Consider the following 18,882-nt stretch of genomic DNA (forward strand, 5'->3'; position numbering starts at 1 on the left):
CTGACCGGCGTGCTGCCGGTCGCCGCTGCCGACGCGCAATGCCCCACGGGTGGCGCGGAGCGGACGGCGAGGTGTCAGTCCATCTCGCGGACCGGCATGCTCTGCTCCATGGTGCAGGCGGTGGGCTGCGATCCGCAGAACGCGGCCTGCAGTTTGAGCGAGTGTGTCTTGGTGATCGGTCCCTGCGACCGCCCCATCACGAAGGCGGGGGAGACGGATCCGTTGAGGCTCTGGTTGAACCGGCCCGAGGCGGACCTGCCCTGGACGGCGTTCGCGCGCCCTCCTGCGATCACCTGACGTCCGCCTCCACCGGTTCTGCCGACGCGGCCGGCCGTGGGCTCCTCGTGTACGGGCGGCGGGGTGGCACGCACTGCTGCGGACGGTCGGGGGCCATGCGTCGCTGCCGGCGGTGAGGCGAGATGCGCCGTCGCGGGCTGTGCGGCGCAGATTCCCGCCGCCGGGATCATGAGTGCGGCCATGGCCAGCCGCCGGGCCGTGAGGACTACGGCGTCGACGGGGGGCCGCGTCCAGTAGCGGGACATATCGCTATAACGCCTTCCTGCTGGACGGCCGGCGAAGAGCGCCGGCCGTCCGGGTTCCGTGGATCGGCGGCCTCATACCCGGCCGGCGCGGGTCCGTGACCTGTGCTGGGCAAGATCGGCACAGGTCCTTACGGCTTCTTGGCGCCCCGGTCCACGGTGCCCGGCCGGGGTGCTCGAGGTCAGGTGTGCAGGAGCGCGGCGGGGTCGGCCATGACCTGCTCGATCACCTGGCCGGCCGCGCCGAGGGCGGCGGCCTCTGCGCCGAGCCGTGACACGACCACGGGCGGCACGGCGCCGCGCATCTGGCCGAGCCGGTCCTTCAGCGTGTCGGCGACCATGTGGCCGATCCAGGGGAAGAGCGGCGCGTAGATGCCGCCGAGGACGATCGCGTCGGGGTCCACGAGGTTGACCGCCGACGACAGAGCCACGCCGAGCGCCCAGGCCGCCCGCTCGCAGGCGGCACGCGCGTCCGCGTCGCCTTCCTGGAGCCGGGACAGCACCCACGCCACGCCCTGCTGAGCGGGCAGGAGCATCTCGGGTGAAGACGACGGTTCGCGCGGCTCCCCCGACGTGCCTGTCTCCTCCGACGTGCGTGTCTCTCGCGATTTGTCCGTCTCTCCTGCTTTGCCGGCATCCTCGCGCGGCGGCATCCCGCCCGGCGGGTTCCCGGGCGCCGCAGCCGGGGGCACGGGGGCGGGCCGGACCGAGGCGGCGGCGCGGGCGGCGGTCAGAAGGGCGTCCTGGCCCGCGTACTGTTCGAGGCAGCCCCGCCCGCCGCAGCGGCATGGCGGGCCGTCGGGGGAGACGACGACATGTCCGAGCTCCCCGGCGAAGCCGTGCGCGCCACGGAAGAGCCGGCCGCGGACCACGAGGCCCGCACCGATGCCGATCTCTCCCGACACATGCAGGAAGTCCGGCAGCCCCGACCCGAACCACAGCTCGCCGAGCGCGGCCAGGTTGGCCTCGTTCTCCACACGTACGGGGAAGGGGAACCGCAGGAGCGACGCCAGCGGCACGTCGCGCCAGCCCAGGTTCGGCGCGTTGTGGACGACGCCGCTGGTCATGTCCACAGGGCCGGGTACGGCCAGCACGCCGCCGACCACCCGCAGGCCGTTCTCCACAGCTTCATCCACAACCGCGGAGGCCAAATCCCCAAGTCGCGCGATCACATCCACAGGGGGTGCGGCCCTGTTGTCCACAGCCTGTGTGCGACGCAGCCGTACCGTCCGGGCGAGATCGACCACGCACACCGCGAGATAGTCGACGTTCACCTCCAGACCGAGCGCGGCGACGTGCTGACCGCTGATCCGGATCTCGACGCCGGGCCTGCCGCGCTCGCCGTCCCGGACGGCGCCGGTCTCCACCACGAGCCCGCCTTCGATGAGGTCGCCGACGAGCTTCGACACGGTGGTCTTGGTCAGGCCGGTCATCTCGGCGAGGGCGGCCCGGGTCACCGACTCCCGGGCGCCGACCGCGGCGAGGACGAGCGCCAGGTTGCGGGCGCGCATCGCGTCATGCCGCAGGGCCTGCGTCATCGCACCCTCCACGCCACCTCATCACGGTCGCGGCTCTCGCGCCCGTGCCGTCCGTAGCTCTCGTGCTCGTGCTCGTACCGCCGGCTGCGCTCGCGCTCCTGCACACGTGCGGCCCGCCTCACGCCGTTCCCGCCCGCGTCATCGCACCCCTCCACGCGACTCCCGCCGCACGCCCGACGGGCTGTGCCATCACATCTTCCACTGCCGGAGGTTGATAACCCGGACACACCCCCTTGACCCTGCGGCTCCTCACGTCCGATATTTAGTCCACAACATAGACTAATTCGGAGGCGACCCATGTACACCCCCACTCCCGAGGACCGCTTCACGTTCGGGCTGTGGACCGTCGGCTGGCAGGCGCGCGACCCGTTCGGCGACGCCACCCGGGCCCCGCTGGACCCGGTCGAGAGCGTCCACCGCCTTGCCGAGCTCGGCGCGTACGGTGTGACCTTCCACGACGACGACCTCCTCGCGGTGGAGCCGGACCGGACCAAGGCCATCGAGAGCTTCAAGAAGGCGCTCAGCGAGACCGGCATGAAGGTGCCGATGGCCACGACCAACCTCTTCACCCATCCGATCTTCAAGGACGGCGGGTTCACCAGCAACGACCGCGACGTCCGGCGCTACGCCCTGCGCAAGGTCATGCGCAACATCGACCTCGCCGCCGAGCTGGGCGCGAAGACGTACGTGTGCTGGGGCGGCCGTGAGGGCGCCGAGTCCGAGGCCGCCAAGGACGTGCGGGTCGCGCTCGACCGCTACAAGGAGGGCTTCGACCTCCTGTGCCAGTACGTGATCGACAAGGGCTACGACATCCGGTTCGCCGTCGAGCCCAAGCCGAACGAGCCGCGCGGCGACATCCTGCTGCCGACGATCGGCCACGCCCTGGCGTTCATCAACTCGCTGGAGCACCCCGAGATGGTGGGCCTCAACCCCGAGGTCGGCCACGAGCAGATGGCCGGGATGAACTTCGTGCACGGCATCGCCCAGGCGCTGTGGCACGGCAAGCTTTTCCACCTCGACCTCAACGGCCAGCACGGCCCGAAGTACGACCAGGACCTCATCTTCGGCCACGGCGACGTGAAGAACGCGTTCTTCCTCGTCGACCTGCTGGAGAACGGCGGCTACGACGGCCCGCGCCACTTCGACTACAAGCCGCTGCGCACCGAGGACAAGAACGACGTCTGGGAGTCGGCCGCCGCCAACATGCGGACCTACCTCATCCTCAAGGAGAAGTCGAAGGCCTTCCGCGCCGACCCCGAGGTGCAGGAGGCGCTGGCCGCCAGCAAGCTCACCGAGCTGGCCCAGCCGACCCTGGCCGAGGGCGAGACCTACGACGACATCCTCGCCGAGTCGATCGACGTGGACGAGGTGGCGGCCCGCGGCTTCCACTTCACCCGGCTCAACCAGCTCGCGCTGGAGCACCTCCTCGGCGTGCGCGGCTGACCGGTACGACGAGAGCGGAGGGACGACTGTGACGCTGGTCGCGGGGGTCGACTCGTCGACCCAGAGCTGCAAGGTCGTCATCCGGGACGCGGAGAGCGGGGCCCTCGTGCGCGAGGGCCGCGCCTCCCACCCCGACGGCACCGAGGTCCATCCCGAGCACTGGTGGTCCGCGCTGCAGAGCGCGATCGAGCAGGCGGGAGGGCTCGCGGACGTCGCGGCGGTGAGCGTGGGGGCCCAGCAGCACGGGATGGTCTGCCTCGACGAGGACGGCGAGGTGGTCCGGCCCGCGCTGCTGTGGAACGACACCCGCTCGGCCGGAGCGGCGGCCGACCTGGTCGCCGAGCTGGGCGGCCCCAAGGCGTGGGCGGAGGCCGTCGGCAGCGTCCCGGTGGCCTCCTTCACCGTGACGAAGCTCCGCTGGCTCGCCCGCAACGAGCCGGACAACGCCGCCCGCACACGGTCGGTGTGCCTGCCGCACGACTGGCTCACCTGGCGGCTCGCCGGGCGGCCCGGCACGATCACGACCGACCGGGGCGACGCCTCCGGCACCGGTTATTGGTCGCCGGCGACCGGTGAATACCGCACCGACCTGCTCGAACTGGCCATGGGCAGGGTGCCGGAGCTGCCCCGTGTGCTCGGTCCCGCCGAGCAGGCGGGCACGGCCGAGCAGGGCGGCGCGCTGCTCGCGCCGGGCACGGGCGACAACATGGCGGCGGCGCTCGGCGTCGGCATGCGGCCCGGTGACGTGGTCGTGTCGATCGGCACCTCCGGGACGGCGTTCGCCGTCGCCGAGGGGCCGTCCGCCGACCCGTCAGGGGCCGTCGCCGGGTTCGCCGACGCCACCGGGCGCTACCTTCCGCTGGTCTGCACGCTGAACGCGGCACGGGTGCTGGATGCGGCGGCCCGGATGCTCCGGGTCACGGTCCAGGAGCTGAGCGACCTGGCGCTGCGGGCCCCGGCGGGCGCGGACGGGCTGGTGCTCGTGCCCTACCTGGAGGGGGAGCGCACGCCGAACCTGCCCGACGCCACCGGTTCGCTGCACGGCCTGCGGCTGGGCAACTCCACGCCGGAGCACCTGGCCCGGGCGGCGGTGGAGGGCATGCTCTGCGGGCTCGCCGACGCGCTCGACGCCCTCGGTCTCGAACCGCAGCGGGTGCTGCTCATCGGCGGCGGTGCGCGGTCGGAGGCGGTGCGCCGCATCGCCCCGACCGTCTTCGGGCGTCCGGTGCTCGTCCCCACCCCCGGGGAGTACGTCGCGGACGGCGCGGCCAAGCAGGCCGCCTGGCTGCTGTCGGGGCAGCCGGAACCCCCGCATTGGGACACGGGCGACACCGAGTCCTACGAGGCCGATCTGACGCCTGACCTGCGCGAGCGCTACCACGAGGCCGCGCAGCAGTAGCCGTCCGAGGTGGGGCCCGGGCCGCAGGTCTGGGCCCCACCCTGAGACGACCCTGACCCCTTCTCGGGGGCATCTACGCGTTGTCCCGGATGCCGGGAACGGGGCGTGCGCGGGATCCTGACCATATGGTCAAGAGGATCTATCCCCTGCTCGCCGGTGGCGGCATCCTGTTCGCGGTCGTCACCGTGGTGGCGGCGCAGGTGGCCGGGGACTCCTCCTTGGACCCCGTCTCCATGACGATCAGCCAGTACGCCGCCCGCGACGGGGGCGGCGCCATCGAGACGGCCATGGCCGTCCTCGGCCTGGCCTCGCTCGCGCTGCTGGCCGGGATGCGCGCACTCGACGCGCCGGTGCACGGCTGGCCCGCCCGCCTGATCGGCCTGTGGAGCGTCTCGCTCGTCGGCGCGGCCGTGATCCCGTCCGGCACGGTCTGGCAGGGGGACGTTCACGGCGCCCTGTCGGTGGCGGCCTTCGTGAGCGTGCCCGCCGCCGCCATCCAGCTGGTGGGCCGCCTGGGACAGGACGAGCGGTGGAAGGCCGTCGCCCGGCCGCTGGAGTGGCTGACGCTCGCCTCCGGTCTCGGCCTGGCGGCCATCACGTACGTCGCGCTGCCCGGCCACGGCGTCATGATCGGCCTGGTGGAGCGGCTGCTGCTGACCGCCGAGGTGGCCGTCCTCGGCGTGCTCGCCGTACGGCTCGCGCAGCTCGTCTGGGGGCCGACGCTCAGGGCGTGGATCGGCGGACGGCGCGCCGCGCGCGACTTCCTGGTCCACCGCTGAGCAGCGTCCGCTGGAGGGGGCGGCACGCCGGATCGTGCGGGCGCGGGGGCGCCGCACGATCCGGCCGCGCCGTCAGTGACCTGCGGGGATCACGGATCGCCGAGCAGGTCGCGCAGGCGCTCGGCGTACGGGCGCCAGTCGAGGCCCCTGGCCGCCGCCCAGGCGTCGTCGTGGCACGGCCGGCCTTCCCCCCAGGCCATGGGCCCGCAGACGGCGGCCGATCGCGACGGACGTCGCTCCGGTGCCCGCCCCGATCAGCCGAGGGTCTTGAGCAGTTCGGCGGCCAGCGGGGCGGAGGAGGCGGGGTTCTGCCCGGTGAGGACGTTGCGGTCGACGACCACGACGGGCGCCCAGGGCTCGCCTGCGGAGAACCGCACGCCCAGGGCGACCAGCCGGTCCTCCAGGACCCACTTCACCCGGTCGGCGAGCCCGGCCAGGGTCTCCTCCGCCCTGGTGAAGCCGGTGATCTCATAGCCGGTGAAGGGCGAGGCGCCGTCCGGACCCTCGGTGGCCAGGAGGGCGGCCAGGCCGTGGCAGACCAGGGCCACCGGCGTGCCCGCGGCCATGACGTCGGTCAGCAGGCGAGCCGAGTGCGGATCGGCCGCCAGATCCTCCATCGGGCCGTGCCCGCCGGGGTAGAACACCGCGGCATACTCGGCCGGATCGACGCTCTCCAGCGCGATCGGGTTCCGGAGCTCCGCGGCGGACCGGAGCGTGGCTGCCATCGCGTCCGCGCCGTCCTGGCCGCCGTTGACCTCGGGGGCGAGGCTCGCCTGGTCGACCGGGGGCACGACGCCGCCGGGGGTGGCGACGACCACCTCGTGCCCGGCCTCGGTGAACGCCAGGTAGGGAGCCGCGAACTCCTCGGCCCAGAAGCCGGTCGGATGCTCGGTCCCGTCGGCCAGCGTCAGGTGGCGCGCACCGGTCATCACAAAAAGGATCTTCGCCATTACTCGTGCTCTTTCCGGAGTCCTCGCTCAAGGCGAGGGTGAGGTGAGCCGACGACGCCCTGCGGCCCGTCAGCGAGGGAACGAGCTGGATCGTAGGCGGCTCAGGCATCAGAGAACCAATAGCATTCGCGGCATGAGCCATAGGAACGCCTATGCGTCGGGAGACCGGGCGGCGGGCGGGCCCCTGGATCTGATGCTGCTGCGGACCTTCCTCGCCGTCTATCGCGCCGGCTCCTTCACCGCGGCCGCCGCACTGCTCGGGCTGTCGCAGCCGACCGTGACGAGTCAGGTGCGCACGCTGGAGGAGCAGCTCGATCGCCAGTTGTTCGAACGGCTGCCGCGAGGAGTGGCCGCCACGTCGGTGGCCGACGAGCTGGCCGCACAGGTCGCGGGCCCGCTGGACGAGCTGGCGGTGGTGGCCGGACGAGGACGCCTGGGCGGGGAGTCCTCCGAGCCGGTGCATCTCGGGGGTCCGGCCGAGATGCTGAGCGTCCGGGTGCTGCCCGCCCTGGCACCGCTGGTCGAGCAGGGCCTGCGGCTGCGCGTCACGGCCGGGCTGGCCGACGACCTGCTGGAAGGCCTGCGCGCAGGGCGTTTCGACCTGGTCTTCTCGGCGATTCGGCCGAGGGGCCGCACCGTGGTGGCCACACCGCTCATGGACGAGGAGTTCGTGCTGGTGGCCGCGCCCGCCTGGGCGGACCGGATCGGCCCCGTCGCCTGCGATGATCCCGGCGCCCTGAACGACGCCCCGCTGGTCGCCTACGCCGAGGACGTGCCCATCCTCCGCCGATATTGGCGCCACGTCTTCCGTACGCGCCTGACCAGGTCGCCCGCGGTGACCGTGCCCGATCTGCGCGGTGTGCTGGCGGCCGTCGTCGCCGGAGCCGGAGTCACCGTGCTGCCGCGCTACCTGTGCGCCGGCGAGCTCGACAGCGGCGAGCTCGTCCTGCTCCTCGACCCGGACGACCCGCCCATCAACACCGGCTTCCTCGCGCAACGGGCGGGCGCATCCGTACGCCGCCAGGTCACCCTCGTCCGAGACCGGCTGGTGCAGGAGGCCCGCCACTGGTGAGAGCCGGAGCGCTCGTCATCGACGACGGCTGACGGACGGGAGCACCGCCCGCCGGCGCGTACGGAGTGGTCAGTCCAACATTGACGGGGGTGGGCCCGGTGCTAGCGCTGGGCCGCCGTCAGCATCTTGAGCGCGTGCTCCACGAGCGTGACGAGCACGACCTTGGCCGAGGCGCGGCGCCGTACGTCGCAGAGCAGGACGGGGACGTCCGGGTCGAGGTCGAGGGCGATCCGCACGTCCTCGGGCTCGTGCTGCTCGGCGCCGTCGAAGCAGTTGACCGCGACGATGAACGGCGTGCCGCGCTGCTCGAAGTAGTCGATCGACGGAAAGCAGTCGGTCAGCCTGCGGGTGTCGGCCAGCACGACGGCCCCGAGCGCGCCGTAGGACAGCTCGTCCCACATGAACCAGAACCGTTCCTGTCCGGGGGTGCCGAACAGGTAGACCACGAGCCCTTCCCTGATGGTGATGCGGCCGAAGTCCATGGCCACCGTCGTGGTCGTCTTGCCTTCCACGCCGTCGGTGTCGTCGACGCCGACGCCGCGATCGGACAGCACCTCCTCGGTGCGCAGGGGGCGAATCTCGCTGATCGCGCCGACCAGCGTGGTCTTGCCGACGCCGAAGCCGCCGGCCACCAATATCTTGAGGGCGACCGGCTCCTCAGAGGGCGCGAAGGCCATTGATCACTTCCTTGAGAATGCGCTCGCTTGGCAGCGGCGCCACCTTGCCCGGAGCCCGTACGTCGACGAGTCCGAGGTCGTGCAGATCCCCGATCAGGACGCGGACCACGCCCAGCGGCAGGTCGATGTCGGATGCGATGTCCGCCACCGACGCGCCTCTGCGCGCGATATCGAGGATCCGCCGCTGCTCGGGGCCAATGCCGGGGACGTCCCTCGGTGAGCCCTTGGTGGTCACCATGGTGATCAGGTCGAGCTTGGCCCCGGAGTGCCGTGCCCGGCCCCCCGTCAGCGCGTAGGGCCGGACCAACGGCCCGGCCTCCTCGTCCATCCACTGGGGTCCCGTCATGTGGCCACCAATCTCATGGGGAGATCCGCCGCGGGTTGGTGGAGATGTGCTGCCCCACCCGCTTGACCAGCATCGCCATCTCGTAAGCGATGTGCCCGACGTCGGCGTCGGAGGCGGCCAGCACGGCCAGGCAGGTGCCCTGGCCGGCGGCCGTGACGAACAGGAACGCGGCCTCCATCTCCACGATGGTCTGCCTGACCTCGCCCCCGCCGAAGTGGCGTCCCGCGCCTCGCGCCAGGCTCTGGAACCCGGCGGCGACCGCGGACAGGTGCTCCGCGTCCTCCCGGCTCAGCCCCTGGGAGGCTCCAACGACGAGACCGTCGGTGGAGAGGATCACCGCCTGGCGGACGGCGGCGACCCTGCTGATGAGATCGTCGAGCAGCCAGTTCAGTTCGCCGGTCGACGTCGCTTTGCCGGTCATTCGTCACCCTTCTCGCCGTGCGTGTTGTGTGCGTGATCACCGGGTGCGGCCCCACCCGGCTGATCGGAGTCCTCCCGGCCTCGCAGCGCGCCGCGCTGGAAGGCGCTGAACATCGCCCTGGCCTCCTCCGGTGACCGCTCCTCCACGGTCGGGGCGGACAGCGGCGGCGTCTGCGGACCGGTCTCCTGCGACTGGGCGCGAAGCTGCGGGGCGATGTTGGCCTGACGGACCCGGCGCGGCAGGCCGGCGTGGGTGCCGTTGGAGACGGGGCCCCTGGCCCGCTGCCTGCTCGTCCGCTGCGCCAGGCCGTTCGCGCCCACCCCGGCGGCGGCGGTCGCGGGCTCGGCGGCCGGTGCGGGGGTGGGGCCGGAGCCGTTGGGCCGCGGGGAGAGGTCGTCGCGCGCGGCGGAGGGCACCGCGTCGGTCCGCAGGGCGGCCGGCGTGAAGAACGGGGACGGCTCGGACGCGCCCGTGCGCTCCTCCCGGTCGCCCGTCTTCCCGGAAGCGTCACCCGATGCGGGAGCGTCGTCGGGAACGTCCTTCGCGACCTCCCCGACGAGCGTACGGACCTCGCGGGGCTCCCCGGTGGGGGCGGAGCCGCGCAGCCCGAGATCGGCCTGGAGCGTGTCGCTGAGCGAAATGTCGGTGTCGCTGCCGCCGGCGGCCAGCGCGGGCTTCGCGTGGGAGCCGCGCGAGGGCGGGCCCGCCAGCGCCGCGGGCGAGCCCTCGTCCACCACCAGGGACCGGGGCATGAGCACGATCGCCGTCGTCCCGCCGTACGGCGAACCGCGCAGGACCACCCCGATCTCGTGCCGGGCGGCGAGCTGGCCGACGACGAAGAGCCCGAGCCGGTCGCTGTCCGCCAGGTCGAACTCCGGCGGGTCGGCCAGACGCCGGTTGATCTCGTCGTACTCCTCGGGCGCCAGGCCGAGACCACGGTCCTCGACCTCCACCGCGAGCCCGTTGGCGACGACCTCCGCGCGCACCTCCACCCTGGTCTGCGGAGGCGAGAAGATCGTGGCGTTCTCCAGCAGCTCGGCGATCAGGTGCACCACGTCGGCCACGGTCGCACCGGCGATGGCGATCTCCGGCATCGGGGCCATCGTGATGCGGGTGTAGTCCTCGACCTCGGAGATCGCGGCGCGGACCACGTCGATCAACGGCACCGGCTTGCGCCACGCCCGTCCGGGCACGGAGCCGGACAGGATGATCAGGCTCTCCGCGTGGCGGCGCATGCGGGTGGTCAGGTGGTCGAGCCGGAAGAGGTCCTCCAGGCTCTCCGGGTCCTCGGTGCGGCGCTGCATCGTGTCGAGGAGCGTGAGCTGGCGGTGCAGCAGGGTCTGGTTGCGGCGGGCCAGGTTGAGGAAGACCTGGCTGACGCCGCGGCGGAGCGCGGCCTGGCCGACCGCGGCCTCCACCGCCGTGCGCTGGACGGAGCTGAACGCCCGCGCGACGTCCTCGACCTCGTTGGACCCCGTCGCCTTGATCGGGGGCGCCTCGGTCTCGACGTCCACGTCCTCGCCCCGCCGCAGCTTGCCGACGACCTGCGGCAGCCGTACGAGGGCGAGTTCGAGCGCGGCGTCGCGCAGGCCGGCGAGGTCGCGGGCGAGCCGGCGGCCGAACCGTACGGAGAAGATGATCGTGGCGATGATCACCACGAGACCGAGCCCGCCGGCGATCAGGATGCGGAGCATGATCCCGGTGGCGACCGTGGTGGCGGAGCCGCTGAGCGCGTCCGAGGCCTTCACCCGGGCCGAGTCGAGCCGGAGGATCAGCTGGTCGACGGTCGGCGACCACTTCTCGGCGTCCGCCGGGAGCGGGCCGCCGGAGCGCACCTGGTTGACGATCTCGTTCTCCAGGGCGGTGAACCGGTCGAACAGCGGCGAGGTGAGCACCTGCTCGTACGGCGCCCGCATCTCACCGCTGAGGATGGGCCGGTTCTTGCTGTAGAGGAACCGCCGGGTGGCGACCCACTCGCTGAAGGCGTTCTGCTCGTCGGCCGTCATCGTGCCGCTGGCGAGCGCGCCGCGCACGAGGGCGTCCTCACGAGTGATCATCTCGTGCGCGTTGCCCATCCCCTGCATGGCGCTGGCCTGCTGGAAGGTGGTCAGGTCGGGCACCGAGACGAGCCGCTCGTAGAGCGCGAACAGGTCGTCCATGATCGCGTTGTACGCGGTGATCGTGGTCAGCCGGTCGGACCTGCCGAGCGAGACGCCCTCCCGGATCGTGGGGAGGCGTTCGAGGGAGGACAGCAGGGACTTCAGGGGCGCCTCGAGCTCCTCGCTCATGGCGTCGCGGGTGGCCTCGTCGGCGGCGGACTTCTTGAACTTCTCCGCGGCGGCGGTGGTCTTGGCCTGTTGGGCGGTGAGCGCGGCCGACGTCGTGCGGCCGCTGCTGAGGACGCCGGCGGTCAGCGCGCGCTCGGCCTGGATCTGGGTGCCGAGGTCGGTGGAGGTGACTCCGATGGTGTCGTACAGCGTCTTGGAGTGCAGGAGGACGAGGCCGTCCCCGACCGTGAGCTTTAGGGCAAACCCCCACATAGCACTCAACATGAGCAATGGCAGGAGCAGCAACAAGAAGATCTTGAACCGAATCGACCGGTTTCTCGAACCCATGGCCACTCCTGCATTGCTGGAGGCTCGCGCCGCATTTATGGGGGAATGCACCTCCGGAAGATCGCACAGAAGGCTAGCACCGATACAGTTCTGGCGCAGTGGGAGGAACTGATGATTACTGTAATCACTGGGGCAGGTGCCGGAATCGGTGCAGCGTCTGCCCTTGATCTCGCCCGGCGAGGTCACCAAATCGTGCTCGTCGGACGCACCCCGGAGAAGCTCCGCGCCGTCGCGGACCGCGCGGAGCAGGCCGGCGGAAGCCGTCCGGACACGCTCGTCGCGGACTTCTCCTCCCTCGATCAGGTGCGCCGGCTCGCCGCGGACCTGCTCGCGCGCTACGAGCGCATCGACGTGCTGATCAACAACGCCGGCGTGATGACGCCCGACCGCCGGACCACCGTGGACGGCAACGAGATGATGATCCAGGTCAACCACCTGGCGCCGTTCCTGCTGACTAACCTGCTCCTCGACCGGCTCACGGCGTCCTCCGCCAGGGTCGTCACCACCTCGTCCCGGGCCGGGAAGTCGGGCCGCATCGACCCGGCCGACCTGTCGAGGGAGCGGCGGCGCTGGAACGGCTGGCTGCAGTACGGCGACACCAAGCAGGCCAACGCGCTGTTCACCGTGTCGCTCGCCGAGAGGGGCCTGGCCGCCACGTGCCTCCACCCCGGCGTGCTCAAGACCTCGTTCGCCGAGGGCACGTTCTTCATGAAGCTGGTGTGGCTCCTGCCGGGCATGGGCGAGCCGCCGGAGGCCGGGGCCGAGCGCATCGTCCATCTCGCCACCCACCCCGACGGGGTCGATCACCCGGGCCGGTACTTCGTCAAGAACGCTCCCGCGCGGGTGCCGGAAAGGATGTCCGACCCCGCCCTCGCCGCCGCACTGTGGGACGCGAGCCTCGCCGCCACCGGCCTGGCCGCCTCATAGGGCTCCCGCCTGGTATCGCCGGTCGCGGGAAGACCAGGAAGACGGGGCGTCCGGCTGTTCACCCTGCCGCCTCCGCACCCTGGAGTCGCTTCCGGGCGGAACTCGCCGCCTTCGGCGGCCAGAGCGTCCGGCTTCGCCACCCGCTATCGGACCGCCCGACCCGGCGGGCCGGGTCCGGGTGGTCGCGCAGGGCGGGGGTGACGGGAATGGCGGGGATGGCGGGGTGCGGACGGGCGCGGGAAGAGTTCGGGGACTGTTCGCCCGCGGTTGCGCCGGTGCTCACGGACGGTGACTAGGGTCCGGGCGCATGACCGTGATCGCCCCCGTCCGCCTGGCCGGAAGGTCCGCCGCTCGTGACCCGCTGCTGGACAACGCCAAGTTCCTGGCCATCGTGCTGGTCGTTTCCGGGCATCTCGTCGAGGACCTGCGGGACGTTCCCGCGGCGCATGCGCTCTACTTCTTCGTCTACCTCTTCCACATGCCGCTCTTCATCGTCGTCAGCGGCTATTTGTCCCGAAATTTCACGTTTTCTCCTGGTAAGGCGCGCAAGCTCATCAGCGGCCTCGCGGTGCCGTACGTCATCTTCGAGGTGGCCTATTCGCTGCCCCGCTACTTCCTGTACGGCAAGCTCGAGATCAGCCTGCTCGACCCGTACTACCTGACCTGGTTCCTGATGTCGCTGTTCCTGTGGCGGCTGTCCACGCCGGTCTGGCAGCAGTTGCGTCACCCTCTGGTGATCGCGGTCGGGCTGTGCCTGCTGTCGGGCACCAGTGCCCTGCCCGACGAGTTGTCGATGAACCGCACGTTCGGCCTGCTGCCGTTCTACGTGCTCGGCCTCATGCTCACGCCGGAGCACCTCGACCTCCTGCGCGGGCGGCGGGCGAGGATCGCGGGCGGGGCCGTCCTGGCGGCGGCGCTCGCCGCCGCGTTCGCCGTGCACAGGCTCGTGCCGACGGAGTGGATCCGCTGGCGTCACTCCAACCACCAGATCGGCGTGGACGACCTGACCGGCACGCTGATCCGGCTCGCGCTGCTCGCGGCCGGAGCCCTGCTGGTGGCGGCGTTCCTGGCGGTCGCGCCGAGCCGCCGCACCTGGTTCACCGGACTGGGCGCCGCCACGATGTACGCCTACCTGCTGCACGGGTTCGTCGTGAAGGTCGCCGAGCGCTTCCACGACGTCCTCGTCAACCCGCTCGGCGTGACCGCCATGGCGGTCTCCGGGGTGGGGCTCGCGGCCCTGCTCTGCACGTCTCCCGTACGCAGGGCCTTCCGGTGGGCGGTGGAGCCCGACATCTCCTGGGCGTTCACCCGGCTGCGCCGGCCCGGGAAGCGGGAGCCCGCCGCGCCGGCCCGATAGACGGCACCGCGGATTGTTTCGTTGGTGCGAGCCACGGCGTGGCCGGTGCGCACCAACGATCACGCTCGTACACCGGAACTCAGTCCACAGGAGGCGCACAGGAAGCAGAAAGGACGACGATGAACGCTTCGTCAGCAGCGGTGAGAGGCCTGATCCTGCTCGCCGCACTGGTCGCCGGCGTGCTCGGGGTCGCCGTTCCCGCGCAGGCGGCCACCTATCACGTGACCGGTGCGGACGCCCAGGGCCTCGCCATCCAGAGCGAGCCTCACGTCAACCATGTGATCCGCTACGTGCCCAACGGCACCGCCCTCAACGTGACCTGCCAGATCAACAACGGCGACCAGGTCGACGGACTGACCCGGTGCTGTCCCCCGGTGGCGCGGGGACGGTCAGGTACGCCGGTTGGGCGCCTTCCGGGTGGGAGAGCTGCGGGCAGTACATCGTCGTCGACCACGGCGGCGGGTGGTGGAGCGTCGTGTGCCACCTCAGCGCCGTGTACGTCAGGACCGGCCAGACGGTCACGAACAACACGATCATCGGCCTGGTCGGGTCCACCGGCACGTCCGAGGCCCACCTGCACTTCTCCCTGGTGAAGAACGCCTCCATCACCGCGGCGGGCGGCGTGTACGGCGGGCAGAGCGCTCGTCCCCGGCACCTCTACCACCTGGGCTGCGGCGGCGGCTACTACGACTGGATCTCCCAGGGCATGCGGGTCTGCTACTGACCTCCGCATTCATCCGGCGCATTCATCCGGCGCATCCGGCCGGGCTCCGATTCGGGGCCCGGCCCCGGCCGCGTACGGAACTTCCGACGGCGCCTTCCCGTTCTGTCAAGTGATGGTGCGAAGTAGGGCGGATTGCGCAGCCGGCGGGCCCGGGAACGGAACTCGGCTCTGTCACGGCGCGGTGATACGGGGTAACCTGCGCATTCGCGGTGCAGCCAGGAGCGGTGGAAACGACGGGGTGACGCGGGTGGTCGGCAGACAGGGCAGGGTCACGGGCAGGATCGGCCCGGGCCTTGTCGGCGAGGTGATGGTGCCTATCCGCGGGGGTGTCGAGGCGTTCTACGCCTATCCGAGCATTCCGGACGAGGAAATCCCGGTGGGGTCCATCGTCGTCGTCGTGGAGTATTCACCCCCGCGCACCGTCTACGTCGCTCGCGCGGTCGTCTGACCCGCGCCCTCCTCCACTCCCTGATCCCCCCACTACACGGAGGCTCCAATGTCACCGGAGATCCTGGTCGTGGGCGGTGTGGCCATTGTCGCCGTCATCGTCCTCATTCTCCTGTTCAAGGCCATCTGGCGGGTGGCCGAACCCAACGAGGCGCTGATCATCTCGGGCCTCGGCGCCCACACGAAGAACGAGCTGGCCGACAGCCTCGGCTTCAAGATCATAACCGGCAAGGGCACCGCCGTGCTGCCCGGCTTCCAGACCGCCCGGCGGCTGCGGCTCGACAGCCGGGCCACGAACCTGCAGGTCAACTGCGTGACCCAGCAGGGCATCCCGGTCCAGGTGCGCGGCGTGATCATCTACAAGGTGGGCGACGACTTCACCAGCATCGCGAACGCCGCCCGGCGCTTCCTCGACCAGCAGGACTCGATGAACGGCGCCATCCACGAGCTGTTCACCGGTCACCTGCGCTCGATCATCGGCAACCTGACCGTCGAGGATCTCATTCTCAACCGCGAGCGGCTCACCAGCGAGACCCGCAGCTCCGCCGCCGACGAGATGAGCAAGCTCGGCCTGGTGGTCGACTCGCTGCAGATCCAGGAGATCGAGGACGAGACCGGCTACATCACCAACCTCGGCAAGCCGCACGCCGCGAAGATCGCCGCCGCGGCGCGCATCGCCGAGGCACAGCGCGACCAGGAGGCCACCGAAGCCGAGCAGATCGCGGCCGCCAAGAAGGCCGCCGCCGTCCGCGAGTCGCAGATCCAGCAGGCCGGCTATCAGGCCGAGGTGGACCAGGCGGCGGCCAAGGCCCGGCAGGCAGGCCCGCTGTCGGAGGCGACCGCGCGGCAGGAGGTCGTCGTCCAGGAGACCAGGGCAGCGGAGCTGGAGGCCCAGCTCGCCGAGCAGCGGCTCCAGTCGCAGGTCCGCAAGCCCGCCGACGCCAAGGCGTACGAGACCGTCACGCTGTCGCAGGCGGAGCGCGACGCCCGCATCGCCCAGGCCGAGGCCGAGGCCAGGGAGACCGAGCTGCGCGCCGCGGCCCAGGCGTCCCAGGTGAAGCAGGCGGCGGCGGCGGACGCCGAGGCCGTGCGCGTGCGTGGTGAGGCCGCCGCGGCGGCGACCAAGGCGACCGGTCTCGGCGAGGCGGAGGCCGCCAAGGCGCGGGGTCTCGCCGAGGCCGAGGCGGCCAGGGCGAAGGGTCTCGCCGAGGCGGAGGCCGCCAAGGCCAAGGGTCTGGCCGAGGCCGACGCGATCAGGGCGCGTTCCGAGGCGCTGCGCGAGAACCAGGAGGCGGTCATCGCCCAGCAGCTCGCCGAGAACTGGCCGCAGATCGTGGAGGCCGCCTCCAAGGCGTTCGGCAACGTCGATCACATGGTGGTGCTCAACGGCGCGCAGGGCATCGAGGAGATGCTGGCCAAGGCGCTCACGCTGGGCGGCACCGGGCTGGGCCTGGCCCGCGCCCTGCTGTCCGGCGGCACCCCCGGCTCGGCCAAGGACGGCGCGAGCGTCAACGGCGCCGAGCCGCCCACGAAGGACGCCATCGACGCCGCCTCCTGACGGCCCACGTCCGTCCCCGTCCCGTCTCCGTTCGCCGGGACGGGGACGTTCAGCCGTGGGTCAGGTCCTGGAGGCCGACCACGCGCAGCAGCTCCAGCCGCTCGTACGACTCGCTGCCCGGGCGAGCGGTGTAGACGATCAGCCGCTGGTCGTGCTCCGGGCTCAGCAGCACCTCGCAGTCCAGCTCCATCAGCCCGACCACCGGATGCAGGAAGCGCTTGACGTCGGAGCGGCGTACGGCGACGTCGTGGGCCTCCCACAGCGCCGCGAACTCCTCGCTGCGGGCCCGGAGCCGGCGTACGAGCGCGGCCAGCCGCGCGTCGCCCGGGCGGCGGGCGGCCGTGGCGCGCAGATCCGCCACCGCCGTGCGGGCGGCGTTGTCACGGTCTTCGGGCGGGAAGAGCTCCCGCGCCGACGGGTCGGTGAAGTAACGCCAGATGATGTTGCGCTCCGCCTCGGGGCGGGCGGACGCGTCACCGTGCAGTGCCTTGTCCATCGCGTTCTGCGCGAGGACGTCGCCGCGGTCGTTCACCACCTGGGCGGGGGTGTCGACCAGCCGGTCGAGCACGAGCAGCAGGCCGGGACGGACATGCTCCGTGGCCGTACGGTCCCGCGGCGGCTCCTCGCCGGCCAGGTGGAAGAGATGGTCGCGTTCGTCGCCGGTCAGCCGCAGCGCGCGGGCGACGGCGGCGAGCATCTGGCGGGACGGGTGCGAGCCCCTGGCCTGCTCCAGCCGCGTGTAGTGGTCGGTGGACATGCCCGCGAGCTGCGCGACCTCCTCGCGGCGCAGTCCGGGCGTACGCCGCCGCGGGCCCTGCGACAGCCCCACGTCGGCGGGGGTCACCCGGGCGCGGCAGTGGCGCAGGAAGTCGGCGAGTTCGGTTCTGTCCACACCCTTCACCATGCCCCCGGAAACCGGACGTTGCCAGGGACGGCCTGTCCCCGGATAAGGGCGTCTCTCCCGCCGGCGCCCGCACCGCCGGAGGCTGGGAAACGGCTCGGCGGACCCGCGCCGGAGCCACGGATGACCCGCATCCTTCGACGAAAGAAGGCATGGTTCGCATGCACTACCGCACGCTCGGCCGCACCGGCATCAAGGTCAGCCCCTTCGGACTCGGCGCGCTGATGTTCGCCACGTCCATCGGCAACCCCGATCCCGACGACACGGTTCGCATCATCCACAAGGCGCTGGACGCGGGGATCAACCTCATCGACACCGCCGACGCCTACGGCGACTCGGAAGAGATCGTGGGCAGGGCGCTCAAGGGACGGCGGGACAACGTCGTGCTCGCGACCAAGGTCAGCCGCCCCGTCGGCGACGATCCCAACCAGCAGGGCGCCTCGCGGCGCTGGATCATGACCGCCGTCGAGAACTCGCTGCGCCGCCTGCAGACCGACCACATCGACCTCTACCAGATCCACCGGCCCGACCCTGCCACGGACATCGAGGAGACGCTCTCCGCGCTCTCGGACCTGATCCGCAGCGGGAAGGTCCGCGCGATCGGGACGTCCGGCATGCCGGCGTCCGACATCGTCGAGGCCCAGTGGGTCGCCGAGCGGCGCGGCCTGGCCCGGTTCCGCACCGAGCAGCCCGCATACTCGCTGCTCAACCGCGGCATCGAACGCGAGGTGCTGCCGGCCGCGCAGCGCTACGGAATGGGCACGCTCGTGTGGGGCCCGCTCGGGCAGGGACTGCTCACCGGACGGGTCCGCAAGGGGCGGCAGAACGAGCTGCGCCGCGCCGGCTTCGTCACGCACGTCAAGGACGAGCAGCGCATCGAGGTCGTCGAGCGGTTCATCGCGCTCGCCGAGGAGGCGGGCCTGCCGCTGACCCATCTCGCCTTGGCCTTCGTCATCGCGCATCCCGGCGTGACCAGCGCCCTCCTCGGGGCGCGCACGATGAGCCACCTCGACGACCTGCTCGCGGGCGTCGACGTCACGCTCACCGACGACATCCTCGACCGGATCGACGCGATCGTGCCGCCCGGCACCGACGTCGGCACGCTCGACCAGGCGTACGTGCCCCCGGCGCTCCAGCAGGAGAGCCTGCGCCGCCGTCCCCTCGCCGAACGCGCCGCGGCCTGAAACCT

At 71.7% G+C, this 18,882-nt stretch carries 19 protein-coding genes; 10 read left to right on the top strand and 9 right to left on the bottom strand.

All coding sequences use genetic code 11. From position 1 onward, the window contains the following. Positions 1 to 74: 74 nt before the first annotated feature. A complete protein-coding gene (locus FLV34_RS09265) occupies positions 75 to 293 on the bottom strand; it encodes a hypothetical protein (RefSeq protein ID WP_142648999.1) in 219 nt (72 codons plus the stop codon). Positions 294 to 721: 428 nt separating this feature from the next. Further along, complete coding sequence (locus tag FLV34_RS09270; protein ID WP_147942884.1) at positions 722 to 2,077, bottom strand: ROK family transcriptional regulator; 1,356 nt, start codon at positions 2,075 to 2,077, stop codon at positions 722 to 724. A 297-nt stretch (positions 2,078 to 2,374) separates the two neighbouring features. Between FLV34_RS09270 and xylA the strand changes: the two genes are divergently transcribed. The 3 genes from xylA to FLV34_RS09285 all read left to right on the top strand — a co-directional run bounded on the left by xylA (position 2,375) and on the right by FLV34_RS09285 (position 5,698). Then, the gene (xylA, locus tag FLV34_RS09275; RefSeq protein ID WP_142649000.1) at positions 2,375 to 3,520 is read left to right on the top strand and encodes a xylose isomerase; all 1,146 of its coding nucleotides are present in this window, start codon (positions 2,375 to 2,377) and stop codon (positions 3,518 to 3,520) included. Positions 3,521 to 3,548: 28 nt separating this feature from the next. Further along, positions 3,549 to 4,919, top strand: coding sequence for a xylulokinase (gene xylB / locus FLV34_RS09280; RefSeq protein WP_142649001.1), 1,371 nt, complete (start codon positions 3,549 to 3,551; stop codon positions 4,917 to 4,919). A 125-nt stretch (positions 4,920 to 5,044) separates the two neighbouring features. After that, on the top strand, positions 5,045 to 5,698 hold the full coding sequence (locus FLV34_RS09285) for a DUF998 domain-containing protein (protein ID WP_147942885.1): 654 nt from the start codon (positions 5,045 to 5,047) through the stop codon (positions 5,696 to 5,698). Between the two features lie 254 nt (positions 5,699 to 5,952). Here FLV34_RS09285 and FLV34_RS09290 read toward each other — a convergent pair whose 3' ends face one another. After that, on the bottom strand, positions 5,953 to 6,648 hold the full coding sequence (locus tag FLV34_RS09290; RefSeq protein WP_147942886.1) for a type 1 glutamine amidotransferase domain-containing protein: 696 nt from the start codon (positions 6,646 to 6,648) through the stop codon (positions 5,953 to 5,955). Positions 6,649 to 6,781: 133 nt separating this feature from the next. Between FLV34_RS09290 and FLV34_RS09295 the strand changes: the two genes are divergently transcribed. Continuing rightward, positions 6,782 to 7,720 carry a LysR family transcriptional regulator gene (locus tag FLV34_RS09295; RefSeq protein WP_142649004.1) on the top strand — a complete coding sequence of 313 codons (939 nt, stop codon included), beginning with the start codon at positions 6,782 to 6,784 and terminating at the stop codon, positions 7,718 to 7,720. Between the two features lie 101 nt (positions 7,721 to 7,821). On the opposite strand, the gene FLV34_RS09300 is transcribed toward FLV34_RS09295, so the two are convergent. From FLV34_RS09300 to FLV34_RS09315, 4 genes are read right to left on the bottom strand one after another with little or no spacing between them, the layout of a single operon-like run. After that, positions 7,822 to 8,397 carry an ATP/GTP-binding protein gene (locus FLV34_RS09300; protein WP_142615891.1) on the bottom strand — a complete coding sequence of 192 codons (576 nt, stop codon included), beginning with the start codon at positions 8,395 to 8,397 and terminating at the stop codon, positions 7,822 to 7,824. Then, positions 8,378 to 8,743 carry a DUF742 domain-containing protein gene (locus tag FLV34_RS09305; RefSeq protein WP_142615892.1) on the bottom strand — a complete coding sequence of 122 codons (366 nt, stop codon included), beginning with the start codon at positions 8,741 to 8,743 and terminating at the stop codon, positions 8,378 to 8,380. The genes FLV34_RS09300 and FLV34_RS09305 overlap by 20 nt, the downstream gene beginning before the upstream one ends. A 13-nt stretch (positions 8,744 to 8,756) precedes the next feature. Continuing rightward, positions 8,757 to 9,164: a roadblock/LC7 domain-containing protein gene (locus FLV34_RS09310; RefSeq protein WP_030507694.1), complete on the bottom strand. Its 408-nt coding sequence runs from the start codon at positions 9,162 to 9,164 to the stop codon at positions 8,757 to 8,759. Further along, on the bottom strand, positions 9,161 to 11,704 hold the full coding sequence (locus tag FLV34_RS09315) for a nitrate- and nitrite sensing domain-containing protein (RefSeq protein WP_168066114.1): 2,544 nt from the start codon (positions 11,702 to 11,704) through the stop codon (positions 9,161 to 9,163). The genes FLV34_RS09310 and FLV34_RS09315 overlap by 4 nt, the downstream gene beginning before the upstream one ends. 186 nt (positions 11,705 to 11,890) lie before the next feature. Here FLV34_RS09315 and FLV34_RS09320 point away from each other — a divergent pair, with 186 nt between their 5' ends. Together FLV34_RS09320 and FLV34_RS09325 are read left to right on the top strand one after the other, a co-directional pair. Beyond that, complete coding sequence (locus FLV34_RS09320; RefSeq protein ID WP_142649006.1) at positions 11,891 to 12,706, top strand: SDR family NAD(P)-dependent oxidoreductase; 816 nt, start codon at positions 11,891 to 11,893, stop codon at positions 12,704 to 12,706. Positions 12,707 to 13,013: 307 nt separating this feature from the next. Further along, a complete protein-coding gene (locus FLV34_RS09325; protein WP_147942887.1) occupies positions 13,014 to 14,063 on the top strand; it encodes an acyltransferase family protein in 1,050 nt (349 codons plus the stop codon). A 131-nt stretch (positions 14,064 to 14,194) separates the two neighbouring features. Here the strand turns inward: FLV34_RS09325 and FLV34_RS40300 are convergent, their stop codons facing one another. Beyond that, positions 14,195 to 14,332, bottom strand: coding sequence for a hypothetical protein (locus tag FLV34_RS40300; RefSeq protein ID WP_168066116.1), 138 nt, complete (start codon positions 14,330 to 14,332; stop codon positions 14,195 to 14,197). A gap of 92 nt (positions 14,333 to 14,424) precedes the next feature. Here FLV34_RS40300 and FLV34_RS40305 point away from each other — a divergent pair, with 92 nt between their 5' ends. The 3 genes from FLV34_RS40305 to FLV34_RS09340 all read left to right on the top strand — a co-directional run bounded on the left by FLV34_RS40305 (position 14,425) and on the right by FLV34_RS09340 (position 16,792). Beyond that, entirely contained in the window at positions 14,425 to 14,787 is a 363-nt protein-coding gene (locus FLV34_RS40305) for a M23 family metallopeptidase (protein WP_168066118.1), read from the top strand. Between the two features lie 247 nt (positions 14,788 to 15,034). After that, entirely contained in the window at positions 15,035 to 15,235 is a 201-nt protein-coding gene (locus FLV34_RS09335; RefSeq protein WP_030507699.1) for a hypothetical protein, read from the top strand. A gap of 48 nt (positions 15,236 to 15,283) precedes the next feature. Next, complete coding sequence (locus tag FLV34_RS09340) at positions 15,284 to 16,792, top strand: flotillin family protein (RefSeq protein WP_147942888.1); 1,509 nt, start codon at positions 15,284 to 15,286, stop codon at positions 16,790 to 16,792. 49 nt (positions 16,793 to 16,841) lie between these two features. Here the strand turns inward: FLV34_RS09340 and FLV34_RS09345 are convergent, their stop codons facing one another. Beyond that, on the bottom strand, positions 16,842 to 17,684 hold the full coding sequence (locus FLV34_RS09345; protein ID WP_187280585.1) for a helix-turn-helix transcriptional regulator: 843 nt from the start codon (positions 17,682 to 17,684) through the stop codon (positions 16,842 to 16,844). A gap of 161 nt (positions 17,685 to 17,845) precedes the next feature. Between FLV34_RS09345 and FLV34_RS09350 the strand changes: the two genes are divergently transcribed. Continuing rightward, entirely contained in the window at positions 17,846 to 18,877 is a 1,032-nt protein-coding gene (locus FLV34_RS09350) for an aldo/keto reductase (protein WP_312845753.1), read from the top strand. Positions 18,878 to 18,882 lie beyond the last annotated feature (5 nt).

The sequence above is a fragment of the Microbispora sp. CSR-4 genome (assembly GCF_008033685.1).
Taxonomy (GTDB): Bacteria; Actinomycetota; Actinomycetes; order Streptosporangiales; family Streptosporangiaceae; genus Microbispora.